This is a genomic window from Actinomadura kijaniata NBRC 14229 (genome assembly GCF_001552175.1).
In the GTDB taxonomy this organism is placed as follows: domain Bacteria; phylum Actinomycetota; class Actinomycetes; order Streptosporangiales; family Streptosporangiaceae; genus Spirillospora; species Spirillospora kijaniata.
This window is the reverse complement of sequence record NZ_BCQR01000115.1, coordinates 1-25,702: the sequence shown is the minus strand read 5'-3', so window position 1 is coordinate 25,702 and position 25,702 is coordinate 1. Positions and strand designations below refer to the sequence as shown.

General features: G+C 71.0%; 23 protein-coding genes and 2 tRNA genes. 10 read left to right on the top strand and 15 right to left on the bottom strand.

Translation table 11 applies throughout. From position 1 onward, the window contains the following. Positions 1 to 10: 10 nt before the first annotated feature. The 4 genes from AKI01S_RS31310 to AKI01S_RS31295 form a co-directional block, all read right to left on the bottom strand. Positions 11 to 856 carry a DUF4097 family beta strand repeat-containing protein gene (locus tag AKI01S_RS31310; RefSeq protein ID WP_067825795.1) on the bottom strand — a complete coding sequence of 282 codons (846 nt, stop codon included), beginning with the start codon at positions 854 to 856 and terminating at the stop codon, positions 11 to 13. Between the two features lie 84 nt (positions 857 to 940). Continuing rightward, positions 941 to 1,465: a toxin-antitoxin system HicB family antitoxin gene (locus tag AKI01S_RS31305; RefSeq protein WP_067825793.1), complete on the bottom strand. Its 525-nt coding sequence runs from the start codon at positions 1,463 to 1,465 to the stop codon at positions 941 to 943. Between the two features lie 261 nt (positions 1,466 to 1,726). Next, on the bottom strand, positions 1,727 to 2,449 hold the full coding sequence (locus AKI01S_RS31300) for a class I SAM-dependent methyltransferase (protein ID WP_067825791.1): 723 nt from the start codon (positions 2,447 to 2,449) through the stop codon (positions 1,727 to 1,729). A gap of 63 nt (positions 2,450 to 2,512) precedes the next feature. Beyond that, the gene (locus tag AKI01S_RS31295) at positions 2,513 to 3,748 is read right to left on the bottom strand and encodes a serine hydrolase domain-containing protein (protein ID WP_067825789.1); all 1,236 of its coding nucleotides are present in this window, start codon (positions 3,746 to 3,748) and stop codon (positions 2,513 to 2,515) included. A 182-nt stretch (positions 3,749 to 3,930) separates the two neighbouring features. Between AKI01S_RS31295 and AKI01S_RS31290 the strand changes: the two genes are divergently transcribed. Continuing rightward, complete coding sequence (locus AKI01S_RS31290) at positions 3,931 to 4,605, top strand: GbsR/MarR family transcriptional regulator (RefSeq protein ID WP_067825787.1); 675 nt, start codon at positions 3,931 to 3,933, stop codon at positions 4,603 to 4,605. A gap of 51 nt (positions 4,606 to 4,656) precedes the next feature. On the opposite strand, the gene AKI01S_RS52925 is transcribed toward AKI01S_RS31290, so the two are convergent. Beyond that, positions 4,657 to 5,682 (bottom strand): glycoside hydrolase family 1 protein, encoded by a 1,026-nt coding sequence (locus tag AKI01S_RS52925; protein WP_084000423.1) that lies wholly within the window; start codon positions 5,680 to 5,682, stop codon positions 4,657 to 4,659. Between AKI01S_RS52925 and AKI01S_RS31280 the strand changes: the two genes are divergently transcribed. Next, positions 5,578 to 6,327 carry a glycosyl hydrolase gene (locus AKI01S_RS31280; RefSeq protein WP_218009887.1) on the top strand — a complete coding sequence of 250 codons (750 nt, stop codon included), beginning with the start codon at positions 5,578 to 5,580 and terminating at the stop codon, positions 6,325 to 6,327. The two genes, AKI01S_RS52925 and AKI01S_RS31280, sit on opposite strands and share 105 nt — an antisense overlap. A gap of 132 nt (positions 6,328 to 6,459) precedes the next feature. On the opposite strand, the gene AKI01S_RS31275 is transcribed toward AKI01S_RS31280, so the two are convergent. After that, a complete protein-coding gene (locus AKI01S_RS31275; RefSeq protein WP_084000422.1) occupies positions 6,460 to 7,080 on the bottom strand; it encodes a hypothetical protein in 621 nt (206 codons plus the stop codon). 412 nt (positions 7,081 to 7,492) lie between these two features. Between AKI01S_RS31275 and AKI01S_RS51010 the strand changes: the two genes are divergently transcribed. Further along, positions 7,493 to 7,663 (top strand): hypothetical protein, encoded by a 171-nt coding sequence (locus AKI01S_RS51010; protein ID WP_157420273.1) that lies wholly within the window; start codon positions 7,493 to 7,495, stop codon positions 7,661 to 7,663. A gap of 143 nt (positions 7,664 to 7,806) precedes the next feature. On the opposite strand, the gene AKI01S_RS31270 is transcribed toward AKI01S_RS51010, so the two are convergent. Next, positions 7,807 to 8,637, bottom strand: coding sequence for a hypothetical protein (locus AKI01S_RS31270; RefSeq protein ID WP_067825782.1), 831 nt, complete (start codon positions 8,635 to 8,637; stop codon positions 7,807 to 7,809). A 592-nt stretch (positions 8,638 to 9,229) separates the two neighbouring features. Here AKI01S_RS31270 and AKI01S_RS31265 point away from each other — a divergent pair. Together AKI01S_RS31265 and AKI01S_RS31260 are read left to right on the top strand one after the other, a co-directional pair. Then, positions 9,230 to 9,901 (top strand): hypothetical protein, encoded by a 672-nt coding sequence (locus AKI01S_RS31265; RefSeq protein ID WP_157420272.1) that lies wholly within the window; start codon positions 9,230 to 9,232, stop codon positions 9,899 to 9,901. Further along, positions 9,901 to 10,113 carry a hypothetical protein gene (locus AKI01S_RS31260; protein WP_067825778.1) on the top strand — a complete coding sequence of 71 codons (213 nt, stop codon included), beginning with the start codon at positions 9,901 to 9,903 and terminating at the stop codon, positions 10,111 to 10,113. Before AKI01S_RS31265 ends, AKI01S_RS31260 begins: the two co-directional genes overlap by 1 nt. 23 nt (positions 10,114 to 10,136) lie before the next feature. On the opposite strand, the gene AKI01S_RS51005 is transcribed toward AKI01S_RS31260, so the two are convergent. Beyond that, on the bottom strand, positions 10,137 to 10,427 hold the full coding sequence (locus AKI01S_RS51005; protein WP_157420271.1) for a hypothetical protein: 291 nt from the start codon (positions 10,425 to 10,427) through the stop codon (positions 10,137 to 10,139). Positions 10,428 to 10,907: 480 nt separating this feature from the next. On the opposite strand from AKI01S_RS51005, the gene AKI01S_RS31255 reads away from it, so the two are divergent. Continuing rightward, the gene (locus AKI01S_RS31255) at positions 10,908 to 11,783 is read left to right on the top strand and encodes an AraC family transcriptional regulator (RefSeq protein WP_067825776.1); all 876 of its coding nucleotides are present in this window, start codon (positions 10,908 to 10,910) and stop codon (positions 11,781 to 11,783) included. 409 nt (positions 11,784 to 12,192) lie between these two features. Here the strand turns inward: AKI01S_RS31255 and AKI01S_RS51000 are convergent. The 5 genes from AKI01S_RS51000 to AKI01S_RS31225 all read right to left on the bottom strand — a co-directional run bounded on the left by AKI01S_RS51000 (position 12,193) and on the right by AKI01S_RS31225 (position 16,523). After that, positions 12,193 to 12,998, bottom strand: a protein-coding gene (locus tag AKI01S_RS51000) for an IS5 family transposase (RefSeq protein ID WP_281186161.1) whose coding sequence is annotated in 2 segments (ribosomal slippage) — positions 12,193 to 12,653 and positions 12,653 to 12,998 — 807 coding nt in all. Because the reading frame shifts where the segments join, the coding sequence is not laid out codon by codon here. Between the two features lie 702 nt (positions 12,999 to 13,700). Beyond that, on the bottom strand, positions 13,701 to 14,171 hold the full coding sequence (locus AKI01S_RS52550) for a hypothetical protein (protein WP_067825774.1): 471 nt from the start codon (positions 14,169 to 14,171) through the stop codon (positions 13,701 to 13,703). A 217-nt stretch (positions 14,172 to 14,388) separates the two neighbouring features. Beyond that, positions 14,389 to 14,462 (bottom strand) — tRNA-Phe (locus AKI01S_RS31235). A gap of 23 nt (positions 14,463 to 14,485) precedes the next feature. Further along, a tRNA-Asp gene (locus AKI01S_RS31230) sits at positions 14,486 to 14,563 on the bottom strand. A gap of 130 nt (positions 14,564 to 14,693) precedes the next feature. Then, positions 14,694 to 16,523: an ABC transporter permease subunit gene (locus AKI01S_RS31225; protein WP_439951694.1), complete on the bottom strand. Its 1,830-nt coding sequence runs from the start codon at positions 16,521 to 16,523 to the stop codon at positions 14,694 to 14,696. Positions 16,524 to 17,030: 507 nt separating this feature from the next. Between AKI01S_RS31225 and AKI01S_RS31220 the strand changes: the two genes are divergently transcribed. Further along, on the top strand, positions 17,031 to 18,440 hold the full coding sequence (locus tag AKI01S_RS31220) for an amino acid permease (RefSeq protein ID WP_067825770.1): 1,410 nt from the start codon (positions 17,031 to 17,033) through the stop codon (positions 18,438 to 18,440). Between the two features lie 51 nt (positions 18,441 to 18,491). On the opposite strand, the gene abc-f is transcribed toward AKI01S_RS31220, so the two are convergent. After that, positions 18,492 to 20,114, bottom strand: coding sequence for a ribosomal protection-like ABC-F family protein (abc-f, locus tag AKI01S_RS31215; RefSeq protein WP_067825768.1), 1,623 nt, complete (start codon positions 20,112 to 20,114; stop codon positions 18,492 to 18,494). Positions 20,115 to 20,535: 421 nt separating this feature from the next. Between abc-f and AKI01S_RS31210 the strand changes: the two genes are divergently transcribed. The 3 genes from AKI01S_RS31210 to AKI01S_RS31200 all read left to right on the top strand — a co-directional run bounded on the left by AKI01S_RS31210 (position 20,536) and on the right by AKI01S_RS31200 (position 24,776). After that, positions 20,536 to 22,224 (top strand): adenylate/guanylate cyclase domain-containing protein, encoded by a 1,689-nt coding sequence (locus AKI01S_RS31210; protein ID WP_245681855.1) that lies wholly within the window; start codon positions 20,536 to 20,538, stop codon positions 22,222 to 22,224. A gap of 112 nt (positions 22,225 to 22,336) precedes the next feature. Next, the gene (locus tag AKI01S_RS31205; RefSeq protein ID WP_067825765.1) at positions 22,337 to 23,272 is read left to right on the top strand and encodes a glycerophosphodiester phosphodiesterase; all 936 of its coding nucleotides are present in this window, start codon (positions 22,337 to 22,339) and stop codon (positions 23,270 to 23,272) included. A 178-nt stretch (positions 23,273 to 23,450) separates the two neighbouring features. Further along, entirely contained in the window at positions 23,451 to 24,776 is a 1,326-nt protein-coding gene (locus AKI01S_RS31200) for a sensor histidine kinase (protein ID WP_084000418.1), read from the top strand. On the opposite strand, the gene AKI01S_RS51890 is transcribed toward AKI01S_RS31200, so the two are convergent. Beyond that, the coding region (locus AKI01S_RS51890) for a hypothetical protein (RefSeq protein ID WP_169814039.1) at positions 24,755 to 25,702 on the bottom strand (948 nt) is incomplete at its 5' end. The genes AKI01S_RS31200 and AKI01S_RS51890 overlap by 22 nt on opposite strands.

The window sequence follows — 25,702 nt, the reverse complement described above, 5'->3', positions numbered from 1 at the left end:
GTTCGGGGGGTCAGGAACGGTGGATGTCGATGTCGCCGTAGTTGGTGAGCACGTGCACCTCGGTGACCAGGTCGGTGGCCTCGGGGCTTTCGGCGGGGGTCAGGGTGTTGCGCACCACGCCGTTCTTGGAGTGCAGGTCAAGCCAGGCGGCCGTGCCCTCGGCGATGCCGACGGCGACCTTGCCGGTGCCGTTCTCCAGGCGGAGGGTGCCGCTCACCGCCGCGCCGATCCGGATCCGGCCGTGCGCGCTCTTGGCGGTGAGGTCGGCCAGCACGCGGTCGACGGTGATGTCGCCGGTGGCGGTCTTCAGTTGCAGCTCGCCGGCCACCTCGCCCACGGTGATGGCGCCGGTGGAGTTCTTCACCGTGCCGGGGCCGGTGACGGCCCCGATCCGGATCGCCCCGGTGGAGCAGCTCACCTCGACGGGCCCGGTCACCCGGTCCACGGAGATGTCGCCGTTGGACGCCCTGGCCTCCAGCGGACCGGCCTCCTCCAGGCGCAGGTCGCCGTACGAGCTGCGCAGGACGGCCTCACCGAGCGGACCGGTGGCGATGAGGTCCGCCGCGCCCCCGGCCTCCAGGCGGGAGCCGGCGGGCAGGCCGATGGTCACCTCGATGGAGCCGCGCCAGGCGCGCAGGTACGCGAGGCCCTTGGGCCGCGGACCCTTGACCCGCAGCCGTCCGCCGGAGAACTCGACGACCGTCCGCTCGGCGGCCTGCACGCTCGCCTCGGCGGACGGGTCGCTGGGACGCACCTCCACCACGGTGTCGGCGCGGTCCTCGGCGTGGATGCGGACCTGGCCGACGTAGACGTCGATATCGGCGGTGATGGGGTCGGGGGTGTCGAAAGCAGGCATGGCGGAACCCTCCTCATGGGTCCGGTGCGGTATCCCGGCCCCGGGGCCGGGCGATGCGTGGTGACGGGGGCGGTGCGGGTGCCGCTAGCGCACCCAGCCGGTGTAGCCGCGCCCGCTCTGGTGCGGCCGCGGCCGTTCGGCGGAACGGCTTCCGGCGCCCGGATCGAACGCGGCGGAGATGGCGCGGACCAGCCAGGCGTTGACCGAGATGCCCTGCCGCCCGGCCGCCTCCTCCACGCGAAGCTTGAGGTGCTCGGGCAGCCGCAGCGTCATCCGCGCGGTGCCGCCCTCCTCGGCGGGCGGCGCCACGGCCTCCCGCGCGAACTCCGCCCCGCCGCCGGCCGCGCTCCCCGGAGGCGGCCCCGGCTGCGGCGGCGTCACCACGAACGCCGGGTCGCCGCCGCGCAGCCGCACATCGACCGAACCCGGAGCAAGATCGCGGGTGATCTCGTCCGCCGCCGCCGACAGCGCCTCCAGCAGGGTGAGCCGGGTGGCCGCCTCCAGGGCCCCGGTGAGGCGCTCGGCCAGCGCACGGGCCTCCGGACCGCCCGCCTCGGCGGCGGCGGCGAGCTCGCGGCGGAGGCTCTCCACGTACGGCATCAGGTCCATGCCACAACTATGACGTCACTGCGACGTCAGGTCAAGCGAAAGTGACGTCATCAAGATGCGCGGCCGTGTCAGCATGTCGCGTGAGAGGCGGCCAAAGAACGTTGAGAAGAACAAAAGAGGAGGTCAGCGGACCGACGTCAGGTGAGGCATGATGACGTCAAGCATGCGCAACCCCGTGCCGAGACCTGTCGTCCAAGGCGTCTTGGAGCACGCTGCGCAGGCCCGCGCTCGTATCGATGCGCGGGCCTGCGGAGTGCGTTGTCAGGCGGGCTTCCCTGCCTTGCGCGCGAGGACGAGCCGGTAGCGCGGACTGCCGTCCTCGCGCCGCCCCAGAGGAGCCAGGGGGACCGTCGTCACCGTGAACCCGGCCGCTGTCAGGTCGTCGCGGGTCGCCTGCAACGGCCAGGTGCGGTAGTACATGACGAACGGGGGACGCCACACGGCGTTCCGCACGCGCATGGCCAGGTCGAACCCGAGGAGCGCCCAGTACCAGCCCGACGTGACGGGCGGCGGCGCGCCGAGCGGGAAGGCGAACAGCCCGCCGGGCCGCAGCGCGCGGTGCACCCCGGCGAAGACCGCGGGCCGTTCGGCGGGCAGCAGGTGCCCGAACGCTCCGAAGCTGACCGCCAGGTCGAAGGCCTCGGCGAAGGGCAGGGCCCGGACGTCGGCCTGCACCCACTCGGCGTCCGGATGGGCGCCGCGCGCCTGCGCGAGCATTCCGGAGCTGAAGTCGACGCCCGTGACCCGTCCCCGGCACAGGGGCTTGAGCGCCCGCATGCCCGCCCCGGTGCCGCAGCACACGTCCAGCCCCTGGTCGAACGGCCCGAACGCGCGCAGGGCGTCGGTGGTCGCGTCGAGAACGCCGTCGGGGGTGCGAAAGGGCGTGTGGTCGAACTTCGGAGCGAGCAGGTCATAGCCGTGCTCGACCGAGGACAACGCCTGGATCGCCAGTTCACGCAGAGACGGGCCGTGGGGCGAGAACATCGCCCCAGCGTACTTCGCCGTGATCCGTTAGGGGCGGCGAGCAGGTCGACCGGCCCGGCCTGGTCAGCTCGTGGTCCGCCCGCCGCAGAACACCTCCTTCAAGAGGTTCTCCTGGAGCTTCGGGAACGCCTGCGACGGGTCGATCGCGGCGTCCCCCATGGTGATCGAGCCGGTCAGGGTCTTCTTGCCGTCGGGAGTGCTGTACATGATCGACCCGTAGCCCGCCAGGGCGCTGCCGTTGTGGTGGAAGACGGTGCCGCAGCCCGGGCCCAGATCCTGCACGGACATCCCCAGCCCGTAGCTGAGCGCGCCGCTCCCGGGGTGCGGCTTGCGCATCTCGGCCAGCAGTCCGGGCGGCAGGAGCCTGCCGCTGTTCAGCGCGGAGAAGAACGTGTGGAGATCCTCGGAGGACGAGATCATGCCACCGGCGGCGCCCAGGTAGGTGGGGTTCTGGCGGGTGACGTCGACGACCTTCCACTGGCCGGTGGTGTCCTGGTAGCGGTAGTAGCCGTGGGAGTGCGGGCCGGGGATCCCCGTCCGCGTGCTCGGCGGCACGGTGTGCCTCAGGGCGAGCGGCCGCAGGATGCCTCGCTTCATCTGTTCGGCGTAGGAGCGGCCGGTGACCTTCTCGATCAGTAGCTGGGCCAGCGTGTAGTTGGTGTTGGAGTAGCCCCAGCGCTTCCCCGGCTCGAACCGCGGCGGCCTGGACAACGCGAACCGCACCAGTTCCTCCGGCCGGTAGCTGCGCAGCCGCTTTTCCACCAGGTCCTCGCCCGGCATGATGAGCCCCGGCTCGGGCTTCCCCCCGGAGTCGAGCTCGCCGGTGTAGTTGTACACCCCGCTGGTGTGCTGGAGCAGCATCCGCACCGTGATCCGCCGGTCCAGCCCGAACTGGGGCAGGTGGTCGGCGACCGGGGTGTCCAGCCCGATCCTGCCCTCGGCCACCAGTTGCAGCACCAGGGTCGCGGTGAAGGCCTTGGTGCTGCTGCCCAGCCGGAACAGCCCGTCGGTCGGCGGCTTCGCGGCGCTGCCCAGCTTGCGGACCCCGGCGCTGTCGACCCACTCGCCCCGCTCGTCGTTCACGCGCACATGGATCCCGGCGAAACCGGCGTCGACGAACGCCTGGACGGCCTTCCGCACCTCCGGACGATCCTGGCCGGCGGCGGCGGCGTTCGGCACGGCCACGGGGCCGTCCGCGGCGGCCGGCCCGGGTGCGGCGGCCCCGGCCAGCAGCCCGGCCGCCAGCGCCGTGACCGTCACCGGCCGGGAGATCCTGACGGTACGGGGGGTTCTGCTCATCGCCATCCTCGCTTCGCGATAGTACGTGTTTTGTGCATCACGAAAGCTACGTTGCGTTCGCATTTGAGTCAATCAATGGAAAGGCATTTGCCCAGGTGAGAGCCGATAAATTGGCGCAATGACGTTGCTTGCGAAAGCAACACCTTGTTGCAATGAAGGGAGGTTAAGGCGACACTGGCGGCATGCCAGGAGGACGACTGACCCAGCAGGACCGCCAGCGCATCGCGGCCGGACTCAACGACGGGCTCTCCTACCGCGAGATCGCCCGGCGGCTCGACCGGCCGGCCTCGACGATCACCCGCGAGATCGCGCGCAACGGCGGCCCCGCCGGCTACCGGCCCCAGCAGGCGCACCGGGCGACGGTCCAGCGGGCCCGGCGCGGCACGCCGGCGCCCCCGCGCGCGGCCGCGCCGTCGGTCGCCGCGACGGAACAGGAGACCATCGAGATGGCGGTCCGGGCGGGGATGCCGAGGACGGCGGCGCGCGTGCACCACGACCTGCTGCTGGCCGAGGACGGCAGGCGCACCGCCGCCGAGCTGGCCCGCAGGCTGAACGTCAGCCCCGCCTCGGTCTCCGTGGCCGTGAACTTCCTGGTCCAGCACGGGTACGCCCGGCGCGAGCGCGACCCGCGGCGCCGTCGCGACATCTACGTGATCGACGACGACGCCTGGTACCGCGCCATCGTGACCAGCAGGATGCAGACGATCGAGACGGTGCGGGCCACGATGGCGGTGGCGGAGGAGTACGGACTCGACAGCCCCGTGGGGCGACGGCTGGCCAGGACGGCGACGTTCCTGGAACGCGTCAGCCTGGACATGATCGAGTCAGCCGACCGCTGGCGCGCCCTCCTGACCTGAGCGGGCCCGACCGGCCCACCCGACCGCACGCGCGAGGGCGTGCAGGCCAGGTCAGCTCCTGAGGAAGTCGCGGTACCAGAGGGCGCTCCGTTTGGGGGTGCGTCGCAGGGTCGTGCGGTCCACGGAGATCAGGCCGAAGGCGGGGGCGTACCCGTGCGCCCATTCGAAGTTGTCCAGGAGCGTCCACACGAAGTAGCCGCGCACGTCCACACCCCGGGCGCGGGCCGCGGCCACGGCCCCGATGTGCTCGCGCAGGAAGCCGATCCGGCCGTGGTCGTCCGGTCCGGGGGCGAACGCGCCGCCGTTCTCGGTGATGACGATCGGGACCGGCGGGTAGTCGTGGTGCAGCCGGACGAGGAGGTCGGTCAGCCCGGTCGGGGTGATGGGCCGGCCGAGCGCGGTGGTCGCGCCCTCGCGGACGGGCGCGGCGCCGGAACGGACGGTCTCGGTGAAGTAGTAGCTGACGCCGAGCACGTCCAGCGGGGCGGCGATCACCTCTGGATCATCGGCCCGGACGGGCGGTTCGATGCCCTCGCGCTCCAGGTCGGCACGGACGTCCTCGGGGTAGCGGCCCAGCAGGAGGGGGTCCAGGTACATGCGGATCCCGAAGCCGTCGGCGCGGCGGGCGGCCTCCCGGTCGGCCGGGGTGTGGGGGACGGCCGGGGCCAGGTTGAGGGTGATGCCGTACGTGCGGTCCGCGCGGGCCGCGCGCATCCGGGTGACGGCCTCGCCATGGGCGAGCAGCAGGTGGTGGACGGTCTGCATGGCCGCCCCGCGGTCGCGGCGTCCGGGGGCGTGGACGCCGTCGGCGTAGCCGTAGTCCGCCACGCACCAGGGCTCGTTGAGGGTGGTCCATGACGTCACGCGGTCGTGGAGCCGGTCGAAGACGAGCATGGCGTAGTCGGCGAAGCGGTGGGCGGTGTCGCGCTCGGGCCAGCCGCCCGCGTCCTCCAGCGCCTGGGGCAGGTCCCAGTGGTAGAGCGTGACCCAAGGATCGACGCCGGCGGACAGCAGCGCGTCATCGACCAGGCCAAGACCGAATGGGCGAACGGCTCGCTCGTCACCCTCACCTGGCACGTCTGCACCCCGACCGGAGGCGGCACCTGCCAGTTCGACGGCGGCGTGAAGACACAGATCTCCAACGACCAGTTCCACCAGATCGTCACGAACGGCACCGCGCTCAACAACGCGTGGAAGCGTCGGCTCGACGAGGCCGTCCCCTGCCTCCAGCAGCTCAAGAACGCGGGCGTCCCGGTCCTCTTCCGCCCGCTCCACGAGATGAACGAGGCGTGGAACTGGTGGGGCAACCGTCCCGGCCCGAACGGGAGCGCCCGCCTCTACCGCATCACCCGGGACCACCTCACGAGCAAGGGACTGACCAACCTGATCTGGGTCTGGAACGTCCAGGACAACCCGGCGGGCAACTGGGCCGCCTACTACCCCGGCTCCTCCTACGTGGACGTCGTCTCCCTGGACGTCTGGTACAAGGCCCACCCGAGCCAGGCCGACTACCAGCAGATCCAGAACATCGCCGGATCCAAGCCGATCGCCCTGGCCGAGATGGGCAAGATGCCCACCGCCTCCCTGCTCGCGACCCAGACCAGATGGGCCTACTTCATGATGTGGTCCGAGCACCTGCGCGGTAACAACACCAACGCGGAAATCCAGGTCGCCTACTTCCACCCACGCGTCCTCAACCAGGGCGAATTCACCATCCCCTGACCAGCACGCGGAGATGGGCGGAGCCGAGATCCCGTACCGGGGATCTCGGCTCCGCCCCGCCACAGAGGCCGACCCGGCACTCATCCGCGAAGACTGCCGGTGACCGCCGTTGTGGATGATCGCGTGGTGTCGTCAGCCGCCGTACATTCCGGCGTACGGATCCGGCTCGCCCGTCCATGGGTCGAACCCTTCCTCCACCCGGCGCCGCTGCTCGCTCTCGGGGAGGAACGTCGCGGACCCCCGTCCCCACAGGGAAAGGTCACCGAGGGGACACTCGTCGAAGCCCGCTCGCAACACCCGCGAAAGGAACTCCACCATCCCGCAGTCGTAGCGGCTCCAGAGACTCTCGTCCCGGTCCCGCACCAGGACGGGCCAGGTGTCCGGATCGTCAGCGGAGGCGTCCCAGCACAGGATGTCCGCGCTGGAGTCCGCGCCCCAGGCGATCAGCCGGGGGCGTGCTCCCGCCAGCTCCGGCGTCTTGGCGTCAGTGGCCCACGCCCGCTCGGCGTTCGCGGTTTCGTGCTGCATACCGCCGAACCGCGACCGCCGCGGCCCGCCTTTGGGCTCGGGGTCCTGGACCACCAGATAGCCCTGGAGGGTGCCGGGCCCGTACGACCCGATGAACCTCCGGTAGTCGGAGGGGAACTCCGTGCCCCACGACTCCCGCATCCGCCCCCAGTCGACCGAGAGGTCAGGCTCGGCCGTGGGAGGCATCAGCCGTTGCAGCGCCTCCCATTCAGGAATCCCAGTCACTTCTTCCTCCTCGGGACAGTGTTAAGGATCCTCCCACCAGAGGCCGCCGGTCCTGGGGAGAACCACACTTCTGCACCTCCGCGCCCGAGGCCGGAGCGGAGTGGCCCGATGGCGTACCGAGCGAACAGTGCGAACCGCAACGTTTCCACCGGGTCCGCGCCGAGCGCGAACGCTTTCGAGGCCGGAGGCCGTCCCCGCCTCTCCGGTGGTCACTCAAGGAACGAAGACGACCCTTGAGGGCGGTGTGGACGGCTGCGGGCCGCCGGAGGCGAGGCGATCGACACCGGTTCGACGCGTCGCTCACACGCCACTCATCGGCGCGACTACTCGCACCGAAAGTTGCCCGCAACTTATCGTTTCCCTCCCGCATGCCTTGCCGAGAGGGCCGAATTATGTGATCTAAGATCATCCCATGAATTGGTGGAGCCAGCAGGCACATGATTCTGCCGCAGAGGCGCAGGCCGCGCGTCCGTCCCCGGAGAGCCAGATGGCGGTAGCCCAGATAACGGCTCTTTTGTCGATGGCGGAAGCGTTGCACAAAATCGCTGAAATGATGCAGGAGCGCAAAGAAGGAACGAGCTGACTCGGCAGGTCCCCGCACCGCCCACAGAACCTTTCATCTGTGGGCGGTGCTTTTTTCGGGCGGACACGGAAAGTGCTGGCGCACTCATGAGTGCGCCAGCACCTTGGACCCGCCCGGGGCGCGGCGTCGCGGCCGCCGAACCGCTAGACGTCGCTCAACGCCTTGCGCTCCAGCCTGCTCGCGCCGTTCGGGCTCGGGCGCAGACGCGAGGACCGTTCGGTCGGCGTCTCGGACTCGGAGCCCTCCGACGTGCTGGGCAGGGCCGCGAGCCGATCTTCGACGGCGGCCGCGGGAACCTGCCCGGCCGCCTGCGCGGCCGACCGCTCGACCGCCTCCTTCTCCAGCCGTTCCCGCAGGTGCTGGGCCGCCTGCCGGAGGGCGCGCTCCCCGACGAGCCGGACGAGCTCCAGCCCGAAGCAGTCGAGCTTGTCGCTGTCGGTGAGGTCGGTGCGTTGCCTGAGGTCGGCGGCGAGCCCGCCGAGCCGCTGGGCCTCGCCGAGGTCGAACTGCTCCAGCAGGTGGCAGCACAGTTCCGCGAGCGCCGCATGGTCGCGCTCGAACGACAGACCTGCCAGCCCGTTCCCCGACAGGCGGCTGAGCGCGCCCTTGCGCTCCATCACCTGGTCGGCGAGCCGCAGGATGCCGTTGAGGAGCGAGACCGGGCCGGTGCCCGCCCCGTGCGCCTGCGCGGGTGCCAGCGACAGCCGTAGCGCCATGGCCGAGCCGAACCCCGCGGTGGAGACGCGGGCGAACATCTGTGCCGTCTCGCCCATCGACGCCGGCAGTCCGAACCGCCATCCGGCGGCCGTGACGATGATCAGCGCGACCACCGCGGCGATGATGTTGACGAACAGGTAGAGCAGCCCGGCGAGCGAAAGGATCGCCGCCCAGGGGCGATCCCGGTAACGGCTGACCAGTTCCACTCCGCCGACCAGTCCGCCGATCAGGCAGGCGAGCGCCATCTCCATGATCATCACTTTCCCCTTATGCGCTGCGCGCGCTCAGCCGCGACACGGGGCGTTCGTCGTCGCGGTACCGCCGGGAAAGGACTGTCGAGCGCTGCGGGACGGGGGGCTCGTTATTGCTGGCGTTCAGGAACACCACCAGCCACTCCGAAGGCCCTACGGCCAGTCCGGACTGTGCCCGGTACGACTTTTCTCGAGCTCGCAAGAATGCCAGGAGCCACTCGGTGGGGCCGACCGACAAGTGCCGGGAAGGTGAATTCATGAAAATAATCATGCAGCGATCCCCGCTGCCTGTCGATTGCGACAGGCGGTGGTCGGCGGACAATCGAGTAAGGGTTGCGCAAAGGGCTTTCTGTTTTAACGGAGTCCACGAGGTGTGCGTGACTTGCTGGTGGTCTCGGCCGTTGGCCGCCACTTGGTGCGGTGATCAGCAGGGACCGATGCGAATAGTGCCGGTGTTCTGCGGTCCGCACTCGGATTCCGGTCAATGGCCGGAACGCGGTGGTTTGACAGTGCGCCAGGTAAAAGGGTGTTGAGGCGCTTTCGCTGACAGTCACCACCGCCCAAGGAGCATGGCGGTTTCTGGAAGCATGAGAACGCCATGACGACTCCGCCTGCGCTTTCCACCGGCCAGCGTGCGCCGTACTGGTGCGATCCGCACCCCGCCGACGCCGATCTGGTGCCTCGAGACGGCCGCCGCCATCTGGGTGTGCTGGAACAGGTGGTGCGGCGCCAGTGGAACCCCGCCGAGGGCCCGCCCCCCTCTCAGTTGATCGCGGCCGTGGACCGGTTGGCGGCGCTGCCCGGACCGATCGCCTCGCTGGTCGCCGACACCCTCACCGGCGGGCTGTGGCTGGGCGTCGGCAACGCCCCGGCCCTGGACCACCTGCGGTACCTGACCGGTCGGCCGGTCCGGCCCGGCATCGACCAGCTGTGGGACCAGGTCCCCGGCGCCGTGGTCTGGGGCCGGCGCACCGTGGTGGTCGGTACCGGCCCGCATGTCTCGGTCTCCCTGGTGGACCATGAGATCGGGCACGTCATCGAGCGGCGCCGCCGGGCGGCCGAGTCCGCCGAGTGGCAGACGATCATGATGCGGTGCCGGCCGCTGCTGGTGTACCAGCGCTGGCAGGATCCGCTGGAGTGGTGGGCCGAGGCGTGGGCGCTGGTGATCAATCATGAACTGGACTGGCTGTCACGGCACCTGTCCGGCTCGATCCCGGTCACCGAGATGGTGGCCCGGTACTATGTCAGGCACTACGGGTTGGAGGTGTGATGGCCCAGGCGATCCGACGCGACGGTCTGCTGCTGGTGCCTCACGATGTCGGTGACGGCGTGACCATCGTCGAACCGAACCACCCCGACTACGAACGGCTGGCGTCCACCGCGATGGACTTCGATGCCCTGCGCGGGACTCCGCAGCGCAACCAGGAACTGGTCGAGCGGTTCCGCCGCAGGTGGGCGCGCCAGGAGCGCCGCACCGCCTGACCGCTGGAGACGGCGGCCGGTGCTCAGCCCTCGGCGGGGTCGACGTAAACGAGACCGATGACGGAACGGGCGGTGTCGAGCCAGCGTTCAGCGTCGGCGGAGGACATGGAGCCGCCTGGTGGTGGAAGCCGCCGGACGAGCTGTTCCATGGTGGGATCGATGTCGAGGCTCTGGTACGAGGCCGGAATGAGTGACTGGTAGGCCAGGGCGGATGGTCGCTCGGGACGAGCCTGCCGTTTGTTGATGGCCTCGCTGACCAGGCGCGGGGTGAGTTCGAGCGGCCCGGATTCGGCATGCTGCTTGCGACGTGGCATGCGATGACCGTAGCCAAGGGGCGATTGCTCGGATGAAGATCACGGTCGGTGGTCGGTAAAGGGTGCGGAGGCGATGACAAGAAGATGATAATCGCGGCTGGGCGGAGGCAGCCGAAGCCGTAGGAATTCGGCGGTGAAACGCATACGGGAAACCCCGGCCATCTGAAGCCATTGCCAGCTGTCGAGTGTCCTACCGGCCAGGGGGCACCGGTCGGTGGTCATCCCGCAGAGCTGATTCCTGCGCTCTGCGAGGGATCACCCGGATCGAATGGGACTGCGATATCCACGCCAAACGAGGAGCCGACCGACGCCGCCCGCGCGGACACATCAAGCTGTGACGCACGCCTGACACCCATGCGCTGTCCCTGCCGAGCGGTCGGATCACCGGATCCACCTCCATCGAGCGCGTCGCTCCCCTCATCGCCTGGTCGTGGGTGGTGTCCGCCCCGTCCGCCCAAGGCCGCGACTTAGGGTAGCGGTGTGGATGTTCTGAGTGACGTACTCGCGACCATGCGGGTGGGCCGTCCGTACGCGGGAAGGGTCAGGTGCGGAGCGCCGTGGGGCGTTCGGTTCCCCTCCGACGACTCGGCCTGCTGCCACGTCGTCCTGCAGGGTGCCTGCCGCCTGGTCCCCCCGGACGGCCCACCGCTGACGCTCGGCGTCGGGGATGTGCTGTTCACCGCCCCGGGGCACGGACACGTGCTGGCGGACCGCTCCGGCAGCCCGCTGGTCGACTTCGGTCCCGCCCGCGACGGAGACTCCCTGATCTCCGAGCTGGACATCCCCGGGCAGGGGGCCGCTGCCGACCTGCTCTGCGTCCGCTACCGCCTCGATCGCCTGCGCCCGCATCCGCTGCTGGCCGAGCTGCCGCCGGTCATCCACCTGCCCGCCCGGCTCGGGCGGCATTCCGCCTTGCGCACCACCGTCGAACTCATGGGCGAGGAACTCTGGCGACCCTGCATCGGCACCGACGCGTTGCTCGCCTCGCTGATGGACATGCTGCTGCTGTACGTCCTGCGCACCTGGATCGACGAGCGCTCCGGCGACGCCGCGACCGGCCTGGCCGCCGCTCTGACCGATCCGGCCATCGCCGTCGCGCTGCAACACCTGCACCACCGTCCCGAACACCTCTGGACGATCAACGAACTGGCCGCACTGTCCGGCATGTCGCGCTCCACCTTCGCCAAGCGCTTCACCACCGTCGTCGGGCAACCGCCGCTCGCCTACCTGACCTGGTGGCGGACGACGACCGCGGCCCGGTTGCTACACAGGACCGACGTCTCCCTCCAGGCCGTCATCGACCGCTGCGGTTCCAACTCGAAATACGCGTTCGCCGACGCCTTCGAACGCGAGTAACGCATCGCCTCGCGAACATCCGAACAAGGCTTACTGTGCGACAACGCACAAATCCGCCAAGCACACACCACCGAAGAACGACTGGGCCGCCGTCTCTTGTCGACCTCCCAGACAACGGGAAGAACAGTCCCGGCTGGGCTACAAGGACCACCCAACCAGCGAGCCCAGCAGACCAGCCGACCACGGCGACCGACCCCGTCCAGGAGAACCACAGCAGCGCACCCAGCGCAACGATCTTCTGAGAACACCCCAGACGAGGCCGACATCCCGGCCAACCAGCCAAGGCCGGTGATGTCGACCGGAGTTCCTTCAGAAGGGGCCAACTCCAGGATGGATGCGATCCTGCCGGATCGACCCCACCGGCGGCCGTGTCGGACAGCCCGACCGCCTGCGCCACTAAGACGTCGTCTCATTTGGTGAGGTGGCGGTAGTAGATGAGGGCGGCGGCGATGCCGACGAAGGCCAGGAAGTGTTCGGCCTTGCGCTCGTAGCGGCGGTGCAGGCGGCGGCAGCCATTCAGCCAGGACACCGTGCGCTCGACCACCCAGCGGTGCCGGCCCAGCCGGTGGGAGGTCTCGATGCCGCGACGGGCGATGCGCGGGGCGATGCTGCGACTGCGCAGCCATCTGCGCAGGTCGAGGTAGTCGTATCCCTTGTCGGCGTGCAGCTTGCCCGGACGGCGACGGCGCGGGCCGCGGCGGGACCGGACCGGCGGGATGCCGCGCACCAGCGGCTCCAGTCCGAGCTTGTCGTGGGTGTTGGCCGCCGAGATCCCGACAGACAGCGGCAGACCGGCCCTGTCGGTGAGTAAATGGATCTTGGACCCGGGTTTGCCGCGGTCGACAGGATTCGGGCCTGTCAGATCCCCCCTTTGGCGGCGCGGACGCTGACCGAGTCGATCACACACCGCGACCAGTCCAGTTCCCCGGCCGCGCCGAGTTCATCCAGCAGCACCCGGTGGAGCTTGGCCCACACCCGCGCGGCGGTCCACTGGGTGAAGCGGCGGTGCACCGTCTGCCACGATGCGCCGAACGTGGGCGGCAGTTGCCGCCAGGTGCATCCGGTGGTGGCCACGAACACAATCGCCGCCAGCACGCTGCGATCGTCGGCGCGCCGCCGCCCACCGCCCTGCGGACGCGTCGGCGCAGGTGGGACCACCCGCTGGAACAACTCCCACAACTCATCCGGCACCAGCCGTTCCTCAAAGCTCGCCACGGCTGGTCCAACGAACCATCACCAATCAAGACACGGTCTAAAGCCGCAAGGACACCAATCCGGCGTCGTCGGGAGGTAGGCGAACGGTAGTCGAGCGCTGTGCATCGGCCTGTCGGAAATGCGGCCCGAAAACAAGAACACCTCTGACCATGGTTCTGCTGGTCAGAGGTGTGAATGTGGGCAGGGGCGGGGTCGAACCGCCGACCTTCCGCTTTTCAGGAAGAGCAGCCGTCATGGTGGGGGGTGTCTGCCTGAGGCCAGCGGTGATTGACGTGTGTCGGTGGCTGTCATCGGTAGCGGTTGTTGCTGTCACCGTTGCTGTCGCGTGTGCCGGTATCGGCGAAGCCTGTCAACGGTCGGTGTCCTTGGGGTGACGGGGAGATGCGTAGACGATCCACACTGTGCGGTCGGCATCGTTGATGACATAACGAACGCGGCCGCCGCTAGTGACCTCGTATTCCCACTGCTCCAAATCTCGGCCGTTGTGCTTGTGGGTTGCGAGATCTCCACGGAGGCGGTGTTGTCGATCGTGGTTGCTACGGGAACGTGGGTCGGAGCGGAGCGTCTCAAGGCAGCGGCGTGTATTGGCCAGTGCGAGTCGGCATAGTTCCTCCCAGCCACGCACTGCGTCGCTGGTGCCGAATCGTACGTCCCATTCGTCGTCGGGTGGTGGGACTGTGACCCTGTCCCCTCGCTTGGGGCTCAAGGGTTGACCTCCACTGCACCGAAGTCTCCGGTAGTGGGCCGGATTGCGTCTTCGTACTGTTGGGGGTCGGCCTTGATGCGCGCCGTGGCGCGCCAGCCGGCGATGACCTCGTGGGCGGAAGTGTCGAGGTCAAGCTCTGCTGCGTCCGACAATGCTTCGACCAGTTCTACGGTGAACGCGCGGACCTCCTCGGTGCTGAGGTGGCGCACCCAGGGGAACACGTCTGGCATGGCGAGAAGCAGGTTGAGAGCGCCGGGATCATGCTTCATGAGTGCGAGGAAGATCCGGGATGCGGTCACCAGTGTCTCGTCGCGCTGCTCCTCGCGGTCGGCGGCTGTGAGGTAGAAGTCGGGAGCATCGCGATGGGTGACGCGCAAGCGCCCCAGTTGGGAGGCGCGCTCGGCCACGGCCCGGGGGTTGCGCGACAGATCAGAGAAGGTCACTGCGTCGGGGTGGCTGGTGCTCATGCCTCCAGATTATCAGATCGTATTCTGAAATCACGGTCATGACCTCTGTCGGTAGTCAGCAGAAGGTCGCCCTGTGTGAGGTTCTGCGTTGATCATCTTCAACTGAGGTGAGGTGTTGGCTGTCTTAGGTGACCGTCCGCTTGATGACGGCAGCGTTGCTGTCAACGACAAACGCCCCGAGCCTATGGCTTCGGGGCGTTTGCACTGCTCAGAGTTGTGGGCAGGGGCGGGGTCGAACCGCCGACCTTCCGCTTTTCAGGCGGACGCTCGTACCGACTGAGCTACCTGCCCAGGACGCACGCGATCGGCGCGTCTGGCGGTCCTGACGGGATTTGAACCCGCGGCCTCCACCTTGACAGGGTGGCGAGCACTCCTAGCTGCTCCACAGGACCTTGTGGCGTCGAGTCTAGCTGACTCGGGGTGTGCGTTGTCCGGTCTGGCCTTGGGCCTCTCGTTCGCGGCGACATGGAAGAGCTTACGGGATGGGTGTGGGTGGTGCCAACTCGGTTAACGGGGGTCCGGTCACAGGCGTTGGGCCCCGTGATGCCAGGCCAGGGCGCGGCGTTCGACGGTCAGGAACGCCGTGTTCAGCGCCGGTCCGAGGGCGTCCAGCAGGACGATTCCGGTCCACACGCCGGGGACGTCGGTGGTGCTCTGGGCCGGCATCCGCAGGTAGCCGATGCCGTTGACGGAGCCGACCAGTTCGGAGACCACCATCAGGATCAGCGCGGTGGACAGGCTCAGCCGGAGACCCGCGAAGATCTTGGGGGCGGCGGCCGGGAGGATGATCCGGGTGACGCGGGTGGTGCGTGGCAGGCGGAAGGCGCGGGCCGTCTCCAGCTGGAGCGGGTCGACGTGGCGGGCTCCGTCGAGGGAGTTCAGCTGGACGGGCCACACGACGCCGAACACGATCGTCGCCAGCTGCATCCGGGTGCCGATCTCGAAGAGCACGATGAAGACCGGGACCAGGGCGGGCGGCGGGATCGCGCGGAAGAAGTGGACGAGCGGGGCCAGGTGGTCCGACAGTCGTTCGGAGCGGCCCGCGGCGAGGCCGAGGGCGCCCGCCCACACCGTCGCCGCGAGCATCAGCTCCACGCGGTCGGAGCTTCCGGCGTTGGTGGTGAACGTGCCGATGCCCGGCGAGCCCCGGCCAGCAGTTCGGCGCTCACCGCGACGATCAGCGCGATGGCCGCCGACAGCCGCACCCCGGTCGCGATGAACGGGGGCGAGGCCGAAGGAGGAGAGCGTCTCCTTGGCCACCTCGCGCAGCCCGTACACGGTGTTGATCAGTACCGGCCGGCAGGACGTGTAGACGATCACCGAGGTCTTCATGTCGAGGGCGTCGGGGAACAGCGGCAGCGCCAGCGGGATGATCGCCATCGCCGGGATCGGCCGCAGGAACTCGAGCACCGGCCGGGCCACCGCCTCGACCCGGGGCAGGGCGGCCGCCACCGCCAGGCCGAGCAGCCAGGCGGTGACGGTGGCGCGCACGTCGGTCAGGAACGCGGTGTCCCCGGCGAGCCGCCCGGCCTCGGCGAGGACCGCCGAGACGGGCGGCAGGGGCAGTCCGCTCCGGGACGTCAGCTCGGCCACGGCGAGGAACGCCGCGACCCCCTGGACGCCGCGGCGGGTCCGCGCGATCGCGCTCACCGCGGCTGCGCCACCAGCATCGACGCGATGTCCGGCGTCCTGCTCAGGTAGCCGAACTCCCGCATCAGGGCGGCGACCCGCTCCAGCCGCGTGGCGTCGTGGGGAAGGAGCCGAGGGTGATGGCGGCGGTCGTGGCGGGGAGGCCGGGATGGCCTTGACCACCTCGTCGCGGTCGGCGGCGATCTTGAGGGCCTTGCCGGTGGCGCGCTGGAACGCCGCCACCGTCTTCGGGTTCTTCTCGGCGAACCGGGCGGTGCCGCCCCAGCCCGCGATCGGGAAGTCCCGGGTGGGGCCGGTGACCAGGTCCGCGAGCCGGCGGGCCCCGTGCTCGTTCTGGACGCCGGTGGCGAACGGTTCCACCGCCGCGACCGCGTCGACCGAGCCCTGTTTGAGGGCGGCGCCCATGCTGGCCAGCGGGATCGGCGTGACGGTGACGTCCCGGGCCGGGTCGAGCCCGGCGGTCTTGGGGCGGACGGCCGGCAGCAGGTCGGTGACGCTCCGGACGGCGGGCACGGCGATCTTCTTGCCGCGCGGGTCCGCCGGGGTCGCGATCCCGGAGTCCTTCCCGGTGAGCAGCGCGAACGAGTTGCTGGTGCCCTGGTAGGAGTCGGCGACCAGCTTGAAGCTGATCGCCCCCTTGTCCTGGGCGGTGAACGTCGACACGTAGTTCAGCAGCGCCAGGTCCATGGAGCCGTTGAGCAGCCTCGGGGGACGCCCTGACGGTCAGCCCCTCCTCCTTGAAGAAGCCCCTCTGCTGGGCGATCTGGAGGGGGCGGAGTCGGGGTTGGGCACCACGCCGACGTTCAGGACGGGTTTCTCCAGTCCCCTGGGGTTGGGGGCACCGGTCTCTCCGGGTCCGCCGCAGGCGGTGAGGGTGAGTGCGACGGAGGCCGCGCGGACGAGAGGTCGTCTCATCGGGTTCCTCGCTGGACGGTGGACGAAGACGGCCGCCGGCGTCAGGAGCAAAGATCATTTAGGGTCGGGCCGGGCGGGTGCCCGGGATCTCGGGCAGGATGGGCGACGCCAGGTAACGGGGTGGTCGCGGTCCGGTACCGGAACGGTGGTCGGCTTCCCTAGGGGATGGCGCAATAAGCACTTATTTCGCTTCTGTAGCCTTCTGTTCCTGCTCTGTCCGGGCCGACGCCAACGAAGCGCGGCCACGGCGAGCGCCGTCCGGAACGGGCGGCGCGAATGCGAGAAAGGCAGCACATGGCTGAACCAACCTCCGGAGAGGGGTACCAGCGGGGACTCGGCACCCGGCAGATCCAGATGCTGGCCATCGGCGGCACGATCGGCACCGGGCTGTTCCTGGGCGCGGGCAAGAACATCGCCAAGGCCGGGCCGAGCCTGATCCTCACCTACGCCATCGCCGGGCTGATGCTGTTCTTCGTCATGCGGGCGCTGGGCGAGCTGCTGACCTACCGGCAGGCCGAGGGCGGGTTCGCCGGGTACGCCCGGGAGTTCCTCGGCCCGTTCTGGGGTTACGCCACCACCTGGACGTACTGGATCATCTGGGTGACCACCGGCATGGCGGAGCTGACCGCGGCCGGGGCCTACATCCAACGATGGTTCCCGCACTTCGAGGTGTGGAAGACGGCGCTGATAGCGCTGGTGATCCTGTTCGTGGTCAACCTGATCTCGGTGAAGCTCTTCGGCGAGCTGGAGTTCTGGTTCGCCATGATCAAGGTCGCCGCGATCGTCGCGATGATCCTGATCGGGGTCGGCGTGCTGGCGTTCGGGTTCGGGGACGTCGGCGACACCGCGGCCGTCAGCAACCTCTGGCAGCACGACGGCTTCTTCCCCGAGGGCGTCAGCCCGATGGTGATGACCCTGCAGATGGTGCTGTTCGCCTACCTGGGCGTCGAGCTGGTCGGTGTGACCGCCGCCGAGGCCAGGGACCCGGAGAAGAACATCCCGCGCGCCATCAACGCCCTGCCGATCCGGTTCGCGCTGTTCTACCTCGGCTCGCTGCTGGTGATCCTGTCGGTGGTGCCGTGGACCGAGTTCAAGGGCGGCGCGAGCCCGTTCGTGCTGGCCTTCGACAAGATCGGCATCCCGTACGGCGCGGACATCGTCAACTTCGTGGTGCTGACCGCCGCGCTGTCGTCGTGCAACGCCGGCGGCCTGTACTCCACCTCCCGGATGCTGCGCACCGCGGGCGTCAACGGCGACGGCCCCAAGGCCCTGACCCGGCTGAACGACCGCGGCGTCCCGGTCCTCACCGTGGTGATCTCCGCGCTGGTCATGGGCCTGGGCGTGATCGTGAACATCTTCGTCCCGGAGAAGGCGTTCGAGTACATCACCTCGGTCTCCACCGGTGGCGCGATCATGGTGTGGACGGTGATCCTGGTCGCGCACCAGGGCTACCGCCGCAAGGTCCGCAAGGGTGAGCTGCCCGCCTCGGACTACCGGATGCCGGGCGCGCCGTTCACGACCTGGATGGTGCTGGCGTTCTTCGCGTTCGTCACGGTGACGATCGCGTGGGAGCACGACACCCGCATCGCGCTGTACGTGACGGCGATCTGGGTGGTGCTGATCGTGGCGGCGTGGCCGGTGGTCCGGCGCAACTCGCGCCGGGCCGAGGCGGCGGCCGCCGAGGCCGACCCCGTCAAGAGCTGACCGGCCGACGGCCCGATGACGGATCCCGCCGTCATCGGGCCGTCGCCGTGCTCAGGCGGCGCCGACGATCCGCCCGTTCCGCAGTTCGACCCGCGATCCCGCGAACCCGCTGCGGAACCGCCGGTCGTGCGACACCACGAGCAGCGCTCCCCGGTAGTCGCGCAGCGCCTCCTCCAGCTCCTCGATGAGGGCCAGCGAGAGGTGGTTGGTGGGCTCGTCGAGGATCAGCAGGTCCGCCGGGCGGGTCACCAGCCGCGCCAGCTCCAGCCGCCGCCGCTGCCCGACCGACAGCCCCGCCGCGGGCTTGGCCAGGTCCTCCTCCCGGAACAGCCCGAGCGCCAGCAGCGCGTCGGCGTGGTCCTCGGCGGGACCGGGCAGCCCCTCGGCGAACGTCGCCAGCACGCCGCGCCGCGACCGTTCGGGCGGGAGCTCCTGCCGCAGGTACCCGATCCGCCGGGGCCGCCGCACCTTCCCGTGGTCCTGCGCCAGGTCCCCGGCCAGCACCCGCAGCAACGTGGTCTTGCCCGCGCCGTTCGGCCCGGTCAGCAGCATCCGCTCGCCGGGCGGCAGCGTGAACGACTCCACGTCCAGCCGTCCGGCCACCTTCACCTGTGACAGTTCGGCGGTCAGCCCGTCGCCCTTGCCGCCCTCGATGCGCGCGGCGAACCGCAGCGGGTCCGGCGGCCGGGGCACCGGGTGGGCGCGCAGCCGTTCCAGGCGTTCCCGCGCGTTGCGGACCAGCGCTGACACGCCATGGTCGTGGGAGCGGCGGTGCTTGGAGAACCGCTCCTCGCGGCTCGGCGGCCGCAGCGCGTCCAGCCGCCGCGCGCCGGACTCGGCCAGCCCGGTCTGCCGGTCGATCTCGGCGAGCCACTCGGCGTGGTCCTGCTCCCAGCGGCGGCGGGCGGCGGCGCGGGCCGTCAGGTAGCCCTCCCAGCCGTCGCCGTAACGGGTGACGGCGTGCCGGTCCCGGTCCACCTCCAGGATCGCGGTGGCGAACCCTTCCAGGAACGCCCGGTCGTGTGTGACGGCGACGACGGTCCCGCGATGGGTCCGCAGCCGTTCCTCCAGCCACGCCACCGCCCGGTCGTCGAGGTGGTTGGTGGGCTCGTCGAGCAGCAGCAGCTCGGGTGCGGCGGCCAGCACGGTCGCCAGCCCCAGCCGGGACTGCTCGCCGCCCGACAGCGACCCCAGCGCGCGGTCGCGGGTGAGGTGGGAGATCCCGAGGGCGTCCATCGCGGCGTCCACCCGCGCGTCGGCCTCGTAGCCGCCGCGCGCCTCGTAGCCGGCGAGCAGGTCGCCGTACTCGGCCATGTTCCCCTCGTGGAGGTCGGCCTCCAGCTCGCGCATGCGCCGTTCGACGGCGCGCAGGTCGGCCAGCGCGTGGTCGACCGCGTCGGCGACGGTCAGGCCGGGATCCAGCCCGAGCGTCTGCCCGAGGTGCCCGACGCCGCCGGGCGCGACGACGGCGACCTCGCCGGTGTCGGGCTCCTCCACGCCGGACAGCAGGCGGAGCAGGGTGGACTTGCCCGAGCCGTTCTCGCCGATGACGGCGACCTTCTCGCCGGGACGGACGGTGAACGACACCTGGTCGAGGACGGCGCGGCCCTCGTAGGCCTTGGCGACGTCCTTGACGGTGAGCTGGAACGTTGTCGAACGCGGGCGGCTGGTCATGCGACCACCTCCGGAAAAGAGCGCGGGTCCGTACGGGACCGGGGATCGGCAGGGATCCGCACGCCGGGGCGGAGCACGACGGGTCGCGAAGCGGCGGACCCGGAGAAGAAAGGAAGAGACCCGGCGGCGGGGCGGAACGTGTGGCGATCAGGCGCGGCGGCGAGGGCGCACGCGCGTGTCTCGACCGTGCGGCGGCGGTGTCAGAGCACCGCGGCGGCGCGGGAGATTACAGAAACCACACCCCGGTCACGAAGAACCTGCCGGAACCACTCATGGGGCCCATGGTAGCGTCGCGCCCCCGAACGCGCCTGTGACGGTCGTCATAGTGGGATGATCCGTCCGGGCGGTCCGGGACCGTCGCTCTATCGTGAGACCAGTCGCGCCCCCACGCCGGCGGGCCGTTCCCTGGGCGGAGGCGCAGGTGACCGAGCGGAACCCGACCCCGCGCCGTCTCGGCGCCCGCATCGAGGCCCGCATCGAGGCGCGCCTGGGCGGCCTGGAGGACCTTCCGCTGCCCACCCCGCTGGAGCTGCGCGTCCGCTGGGTGCTGCTGGCGGTGGTCGTGATCGCGAACGTCGGCGGGGCCCTGGTGGTGCTGTCGTTCGCGACGTTCGTGGTGCCCGACCCACCGCTCGGCGACCCCGCGTACGTCGAGCACGTCCACCGCGTCAACGCGATCGCGTTCTTCAGCTACCCCGTCGTCGCGGGACCGGTCGCGCTGTGGCTGGGCCTGCGCCTGTGGCGGCCGGTGGTGCGGCTGGCCCGCGAGGGCGGCGTCCCCGACCGGGAGCAGCGCGGCGCCGTGCTGCTCGGCCCCCTGCGGCTGACGCTGCTGCTGGGCGCGATGTGGGCGGTCGGCGCGGCCGGCTGGGCCGTGCTGGACGCGACGCTGTTCACCGCCCGGCTGGCCGTCAAGACCGGCCTGACCTGCCTGCTCGGCGCGATGACCACCTGCACGCTGGTGTACCTGATGTCGGAACGGCTGCTGCGCCCGGCCGCCGCGCTCGTGCTGGCCACCCAGCCGCCGCGCCGGATCCGGCTGCCCGGCATCACCGCCCGCGTCATGCTCGCCTGGGCGCTGGGCACCGCGATCCCCGTGGTCGGCGTGGTCGGCGTGGGGATCGCCGCGCTGGTCACGCCGATCCCGGGCGGCCAGCTGGCGTTCACCATGATCGGCCTGGGCGGGATCGCGCTGCTGGTCGGCGCGGTGATCACCTATCTGGCGACCCGCGCCATCGCCGACCCGATCAAGACGGTGCGGACCGGGATGGCCCGCGTGGCGCGCGGCGACCTGGCCGCCGAGACCGAGGTCTACGACGCCAGCGAGGTCGGGCAGTTGCAGGCCGGGTTCAACGACATGGTCGCGGGGCTGCGGCGGTCCGAACGGCTGCGCGACCTGTTCGGCCGCCATGTGGGGGAGGAGGTCGCCGACCTGGCGCTGGAGGGCGGCGACATCGAGCTGGGCGGCGAGACCCGCGAGGTGGCGGTGCTGTTCGTGGACCTGGCCGGGTCCACCCGGCTCGCCGAGACCCGCACGCCCGACCAGGTGGTGGCGCTGCTCAACGCGTTCTTCGGCGTGGTCGTCGCGGTCGTGGCCCGGCACGGCGGCTGGATCAACAAGTTCGAGGGCGACGCCGCGCTGGCGATCTTCGGTGCGCCGACCGCGCTGGAGGACTCGGCGGGCGGCGCGCTCGGCGCGGCCCGCGAGACGGCGCTGCGGCTGCGCGCCGGGGTGGCGGAGCTGGACTTCGGCGTCGGCGTGTCGGCGGGCGAGGTCGTCGCCGGGTACATCGGGGCCGAGCAGCGCTTCGAGTACACCGTCATCGGCGACCCGGTGAACGAGGCCGCCCGCCTCAGCGACATGGCCAAGACGTTCGACGGCCGCGTGCTGGCGTCCGGGACCGTGCTGGAGGCGGCCCACCTCGCCGAGGCCCAGCACTGGGACCTCGGGAGGTCGGTCACGCTGCGGGGCCGCCGCGGGCCGACCCGGCTGGCCACGCCGCGCCCGCCCGCCGTCCCCGACCGGGAACGCCGGCGTCTCCTGCCCCGCCCGCCCCGGGTGCTCCGCCGCCGCCCGACCGCTCCGGAGGACCCGCAAACGCTCCGATAGCGGCCACAGAAGGTCATTTCGAATCCACGCTGCGCCATGTCGGCGTTACGCGCGCGTTACCCACTGCCTCAAGGGTGAGGAGTGGACGTCCCCCCAGTCACGAGAGGTGCCAATGCTCCGACGGCTCGCCCCCGGCCTCACCGCTTTCACCGCCACCACGGCCCTCGTCGTCCTCGTCCCGGCCGACGCCCCCGCCGGTGCCGCCGCCGGTGCCGCCGCCGAGGCGCGCAAGGCCTCCCCGCGCGTCACGAACGTCGCCCACCGCGGCGCGTCGTCCGGCGCGCCGGAGAACACCCTGGCGGCGTTCCGGCTGGCCCGCTCCCAACGCGCCGACATGTTCGAGCTGGACGTGCAGCAGACCAAGGACGGCAAGCTGGTCCTGATGCACGACACGACGCTGCGCCGCACCACCGACGTGGAGCGGCGCTACCCGCGCCGTTCCCCCTGGCGGGTCAGCGACTTCACGCTCGCCGAGATCCGCAGGCTGGACGCGGGGTCCTGGTTCTCCCGCCGCTACCGGGGCGAGCGCGTGCCGACGCTCGGCGAGGCGCTGACGGCCATGCGCGACAGCGACCTCGGCCTGCTGCTGGAGATCAAGGCCCCGCACCTGTACCCGGGCATCGAGCGCCGCGTCGCCTCCGAGCTGGTGCGCCACAGTTCCTGGCTGCGCCCCGACCCGAGGGAACGGCACCTGGTCGTCCAGTCGTTCGACCGGTCGTCCGTGCGCCGCTTCCACCGGCTGCTCCCCACGGTCCCCACCGGCCTGCTCGCCGCTCCCAGGACCAGCGAGCTCAAGGAGCTGTCCAAGTTCGCCGACCAGATCAACCCGCCCTACAAGAGCGTCACCGCCGCCTACGTGAAGCAGATCCACCGCCACGGCATGGACGTCTTCACCTGGACCGTCGACGACCCCGCCAAGATGCGGCGCGCGGTGGGGCTGGGCGTGGACGGTGTGATCACCAACCGCCCCGCGGTGCTGTACGGGGTGCTGCGCGAACGCTCCACCCTGCTGGACGGGGTGCTGCGCCGGCGGGACGACGCGGCCTGATCCGGGCCGCCCCGGCTTGACGGCCCCGTGGCGGGGCGCGCTCCCCTCCGGGAGGTTTCTTTGCCGCCTCTTGTGCGGGGAGCGCCCCTTCCCCCACCGGTGATCGACCCACCGGATGGTTACCTCGCCTGCGGGAGGTCGGGTGACCAGACGGCGATCATGGTCCATACGGGTGCGGATGACCCTCGGGGCGGCGGTCATCGCCACGCTGGTCTGCGTCGGGGTGTCGGCGCTCGCGCTGCTGTCGGTGCGCGGGCAGGCCGCCGACTACGAGCACGAGCAGACCGTCGCGGACGCGCTGCACGTCGTCCACCTGATCAAACGCGACCGGCTGCCGTCGCGGCTGGACGAGCGCGACTCCAGCGCGCTCCAGGTCCTCGACGCGCGCGGCGCCGTCGTCGCCACCACGCGGTCGCTGGCCGGACGGGCGCCGATGGCCACGTTCCGTCCCGACGAGCAGAGCGTGCAGACCTCCCGCGTGCTGTGCCCGCCCGCGGGGCTGTCGGGCTGCATGAACGTGGTGTCGTTCCGCGTCTACCAGTCCGACGGCGACTGGATCGTCTACGCCGCCGACTCCACGGTGCCCTGGTACGTCTCGCCGCACCTGTGCGCGTTCCTGCTGCTGGTGTCGGCGATGGCGGTCGCGGTGACGGCGGCGCACACCTGGCGGACGGTGGGCCGCACCCTGGGCCCGGTGGACGCGATCCGCGCCGAGCTCGCCGAGATCACCGCGACCGACTCCGGCCGCCGGGTCCCGGTCCCGCCGGGCCGCGACGAGCTCCGCCAGCTCGCCGTGACCGTCAACGCCACCCTGGACCGGCTCGACTCCGCCCTGGAACGCCAGCGCCGCTTCACCTCCGACGCCTCCCACGACCTGCGCAGTCCCATCACCGCCGCCCGGGTCTGCATCGAGGAGGCGCTGCTGTACCCCGGGGAGGCCGACTGGCCCGCCGTCGCGGGCACCACCCTGACCTGCCTGGACCGTCTCCAGGCGATCGTGGACGACCTGCTGGAGCTGGCCCGCCTGGACGCCGACGCCGACGCCGCGTCCCACGTCACGCCCGTGGACCTCTCCGCCCTGGTCGGGGCCGAACTGGACCGCGGCCCCCGGCGGCACCCGGTCCACCCGCACCTGACGCCCGGCACGACCGTGCGCGGCGACCGGCTGCGCCTGGCCCGGCTGCTGACGAACCTGCTCGACAACGCCGAACGCCACGCCGAGTCCCGCATCGACGTCACCGTCCGCAAGCTGGAGGGCACGGCCGTGCTGGAGGTCCTGGACGACGGCGCGGGCATCGCCCCCGAGCACCGCGAACTGGTCTTCCAGCGCTTCGCCCGCCTGGCGGACGCCCGCGAACGCGACGCGGGCGGCACCGGCCTCGGCCTGCCGATCGCCCGCCAGATCGCCCGGTCCCACGGCGGCACCCTGGGCATCGAGGACAGCTCCGGGGGAGCCCGCTTCGTCCTGCGCCTGCCGCTCGTTCAGGGACGGGTCAGCCGGTAGCCGTCGCCCTCCTGGCGCAGCAGGTACGGGCCGGCGGCCCACGCCTCGCCCGGCACGGTCGTGCTCTTCCCGGTCCGCAGGTCGTGGACCAGCGACGACGCGTCGTCGAGGTCCTGGTGGACGGCGCTGAACACCACGACGTGCTCGCCCACGGTGACCCGCCCCAGATACGCGTCGTCGCCGCCGTGCGGCAGGTCCCGGATCTCGCGCCGCGAGGGCCGGGAGGAGAGCGACCGGACGGTGAGCACGTTCCGGTCCGCCCACGCGAGCGTGTCCGGACCGGCCCCGAACCCGGCCGACGGCTCGCGGCCGTCCGGCAGCGTGATCGTCGTCTGCCGCCCGCTGACCACGTCCACCTGCCGCATCGTCCGCCCCGACCGCACGTAGGCGTGCGGGAAGGAGAACGCCGCCAGCGTCCCCTTCACGGAGAGGTCCCGTGCCGCGCCGGTGCAGCCGAGATTGGTGGCCACCGCCTTCCGGTCGGCGTCCCACCACACGACCGCGTCGCCGTCGGAGTAGAAGCGGTCGCGCCCGTCCCACCCCGGACGCAGCGTGGTGACCTCGCCCCCGCCCGGCGGCAGGCACCGCAGCCTCGTTCCGTCCGGCCACACGTACGCGGCCTTGCCGGCGGCCATCGTCCACAGGTACGGCAACGAGTCGGGCCCCGTGTCGGCGACCCGCCGCGCCGCGCGGCCGGGCCCGGCGACCCACACGCCGCGCTGCGTGACGCGGACCCGTTCGGCGTCCACGGTCGTGGGGACGCCCAGCACCGAGCCGTCGCTGCCGAGCGCCATCGCCCGCAGCCGCTGCCCGCCCGGCAGCGTCCGCGAGATCACCGTGTCGCGCGCGGGCGTGACGGCCGTGGCGGGGGCCGTGCGCGACCCCGAGCCCGCCGTCAGCACCACGGCGGGCACCAGGGCCGCGGC

Coding starts and splice junctions, on each gene's coding strand:
- AKI01S_RS31205 (WP_067825765.1), top strand. CDS start 22,337: ATGCTCCGACGGCTCGCCCCCGGCCTCACCGCTTTCACCGCCACCACG.
- AKI01S_RS31300 (WP_067825791.1), bottom strand. CDS start 2,449: ATGTTCTCGCCCCACGGCCCGTCTCTGCGTGAACTGGCGATCCAGGCG.
- abc-f (WP_067825768.1), bottom strand. CDS start 20,114: ATGACCAGCCGCCCGCGTTCGACAACGTTCCAGCTCACCGTCAAGGAC.
- AKI01S_RS31220 (WP_067825770.1), top strand. CDS start 17,031: ATGGCTGAACCAACCTCCGGAGAGGGGTACCAGCGGGGACTCGGCACC.
- AKI01S_RS31265 (WP_157420272.1), top strand. CDS start 9,230: ATGACGACTCCGCCTGCGCTTTCCACCGGCCAGCGTGCGCCGTACTGG.
- AKI01S_RS31310 (WP_067825795.1), bottom strand. CDS start 856: ATGCCTGCTTTCGACACCCCCGACCCCATCACCGCCGATATCGACGTC.
- AKI01S_RS31305 (WP_067825793.1), bottom strand. CDS start 1,465: ATGGACCTGATGCCGTACGTGGAGAGCCTCCGCCGCGAGCTCGCCGCC.
- AKI01S_RS31200 (WP_084000418.1), top strand. CDS start 23,451: ATGACCCTCGGGGCGGCGGTCATCGCCACGCTGGTCTGCGTCGGGGTG.
- AKI01S_RS51005 (WP_157420271.1), bottom strand. CDS start 10,427: ATGCCACGTCGCAAGCAGCATGCCGAATCCGGGCCGCTCGAACTCACC.
- AKI01S_RS51010 (WP_157420273.1), top strand. CDS start 7,493: ATGAATTGGTGGAGCCAGCAGGCACATGATTCTGCCGCAGAGGCGCAG.
- AKI01S_RS31290 (WP_067825787.1), top strand. CDS start 3,931: ATGCCAGGAGGACGACTGACCCAGCAGGACCGCCAGCGCATCGCGGCC.
- AKI01S_RS31295 (WP_067825789.1), bottom strand. CDS start 3,748: ATGAGCAGAACCCCCCGTACCGTCAGGATCTCCCGGCCGGTGACGGTC.
- AKI01S_RS31260 (WP_067825778.1), top strand. CDS start 9,901: ATGGCCCAGGCGATCCGACGCGACGGTCTGCTGCTGGTGCCTCACGAT.
- AKI01S_RS31270 (WP_067825782.1), bottom strand. CDS start 8,637: ATGATCATGGAGATGGCGCTCGCCTGCCTGATCGGCGGACTGGTCGGC.
- AKI01S_RS52550 (WP_067825774.1), bottom strand. CDS start 14,171: ATGAGCACCAGCCACCCCGACGCAGTGACCTTCTCTGATCTGTCGCGC.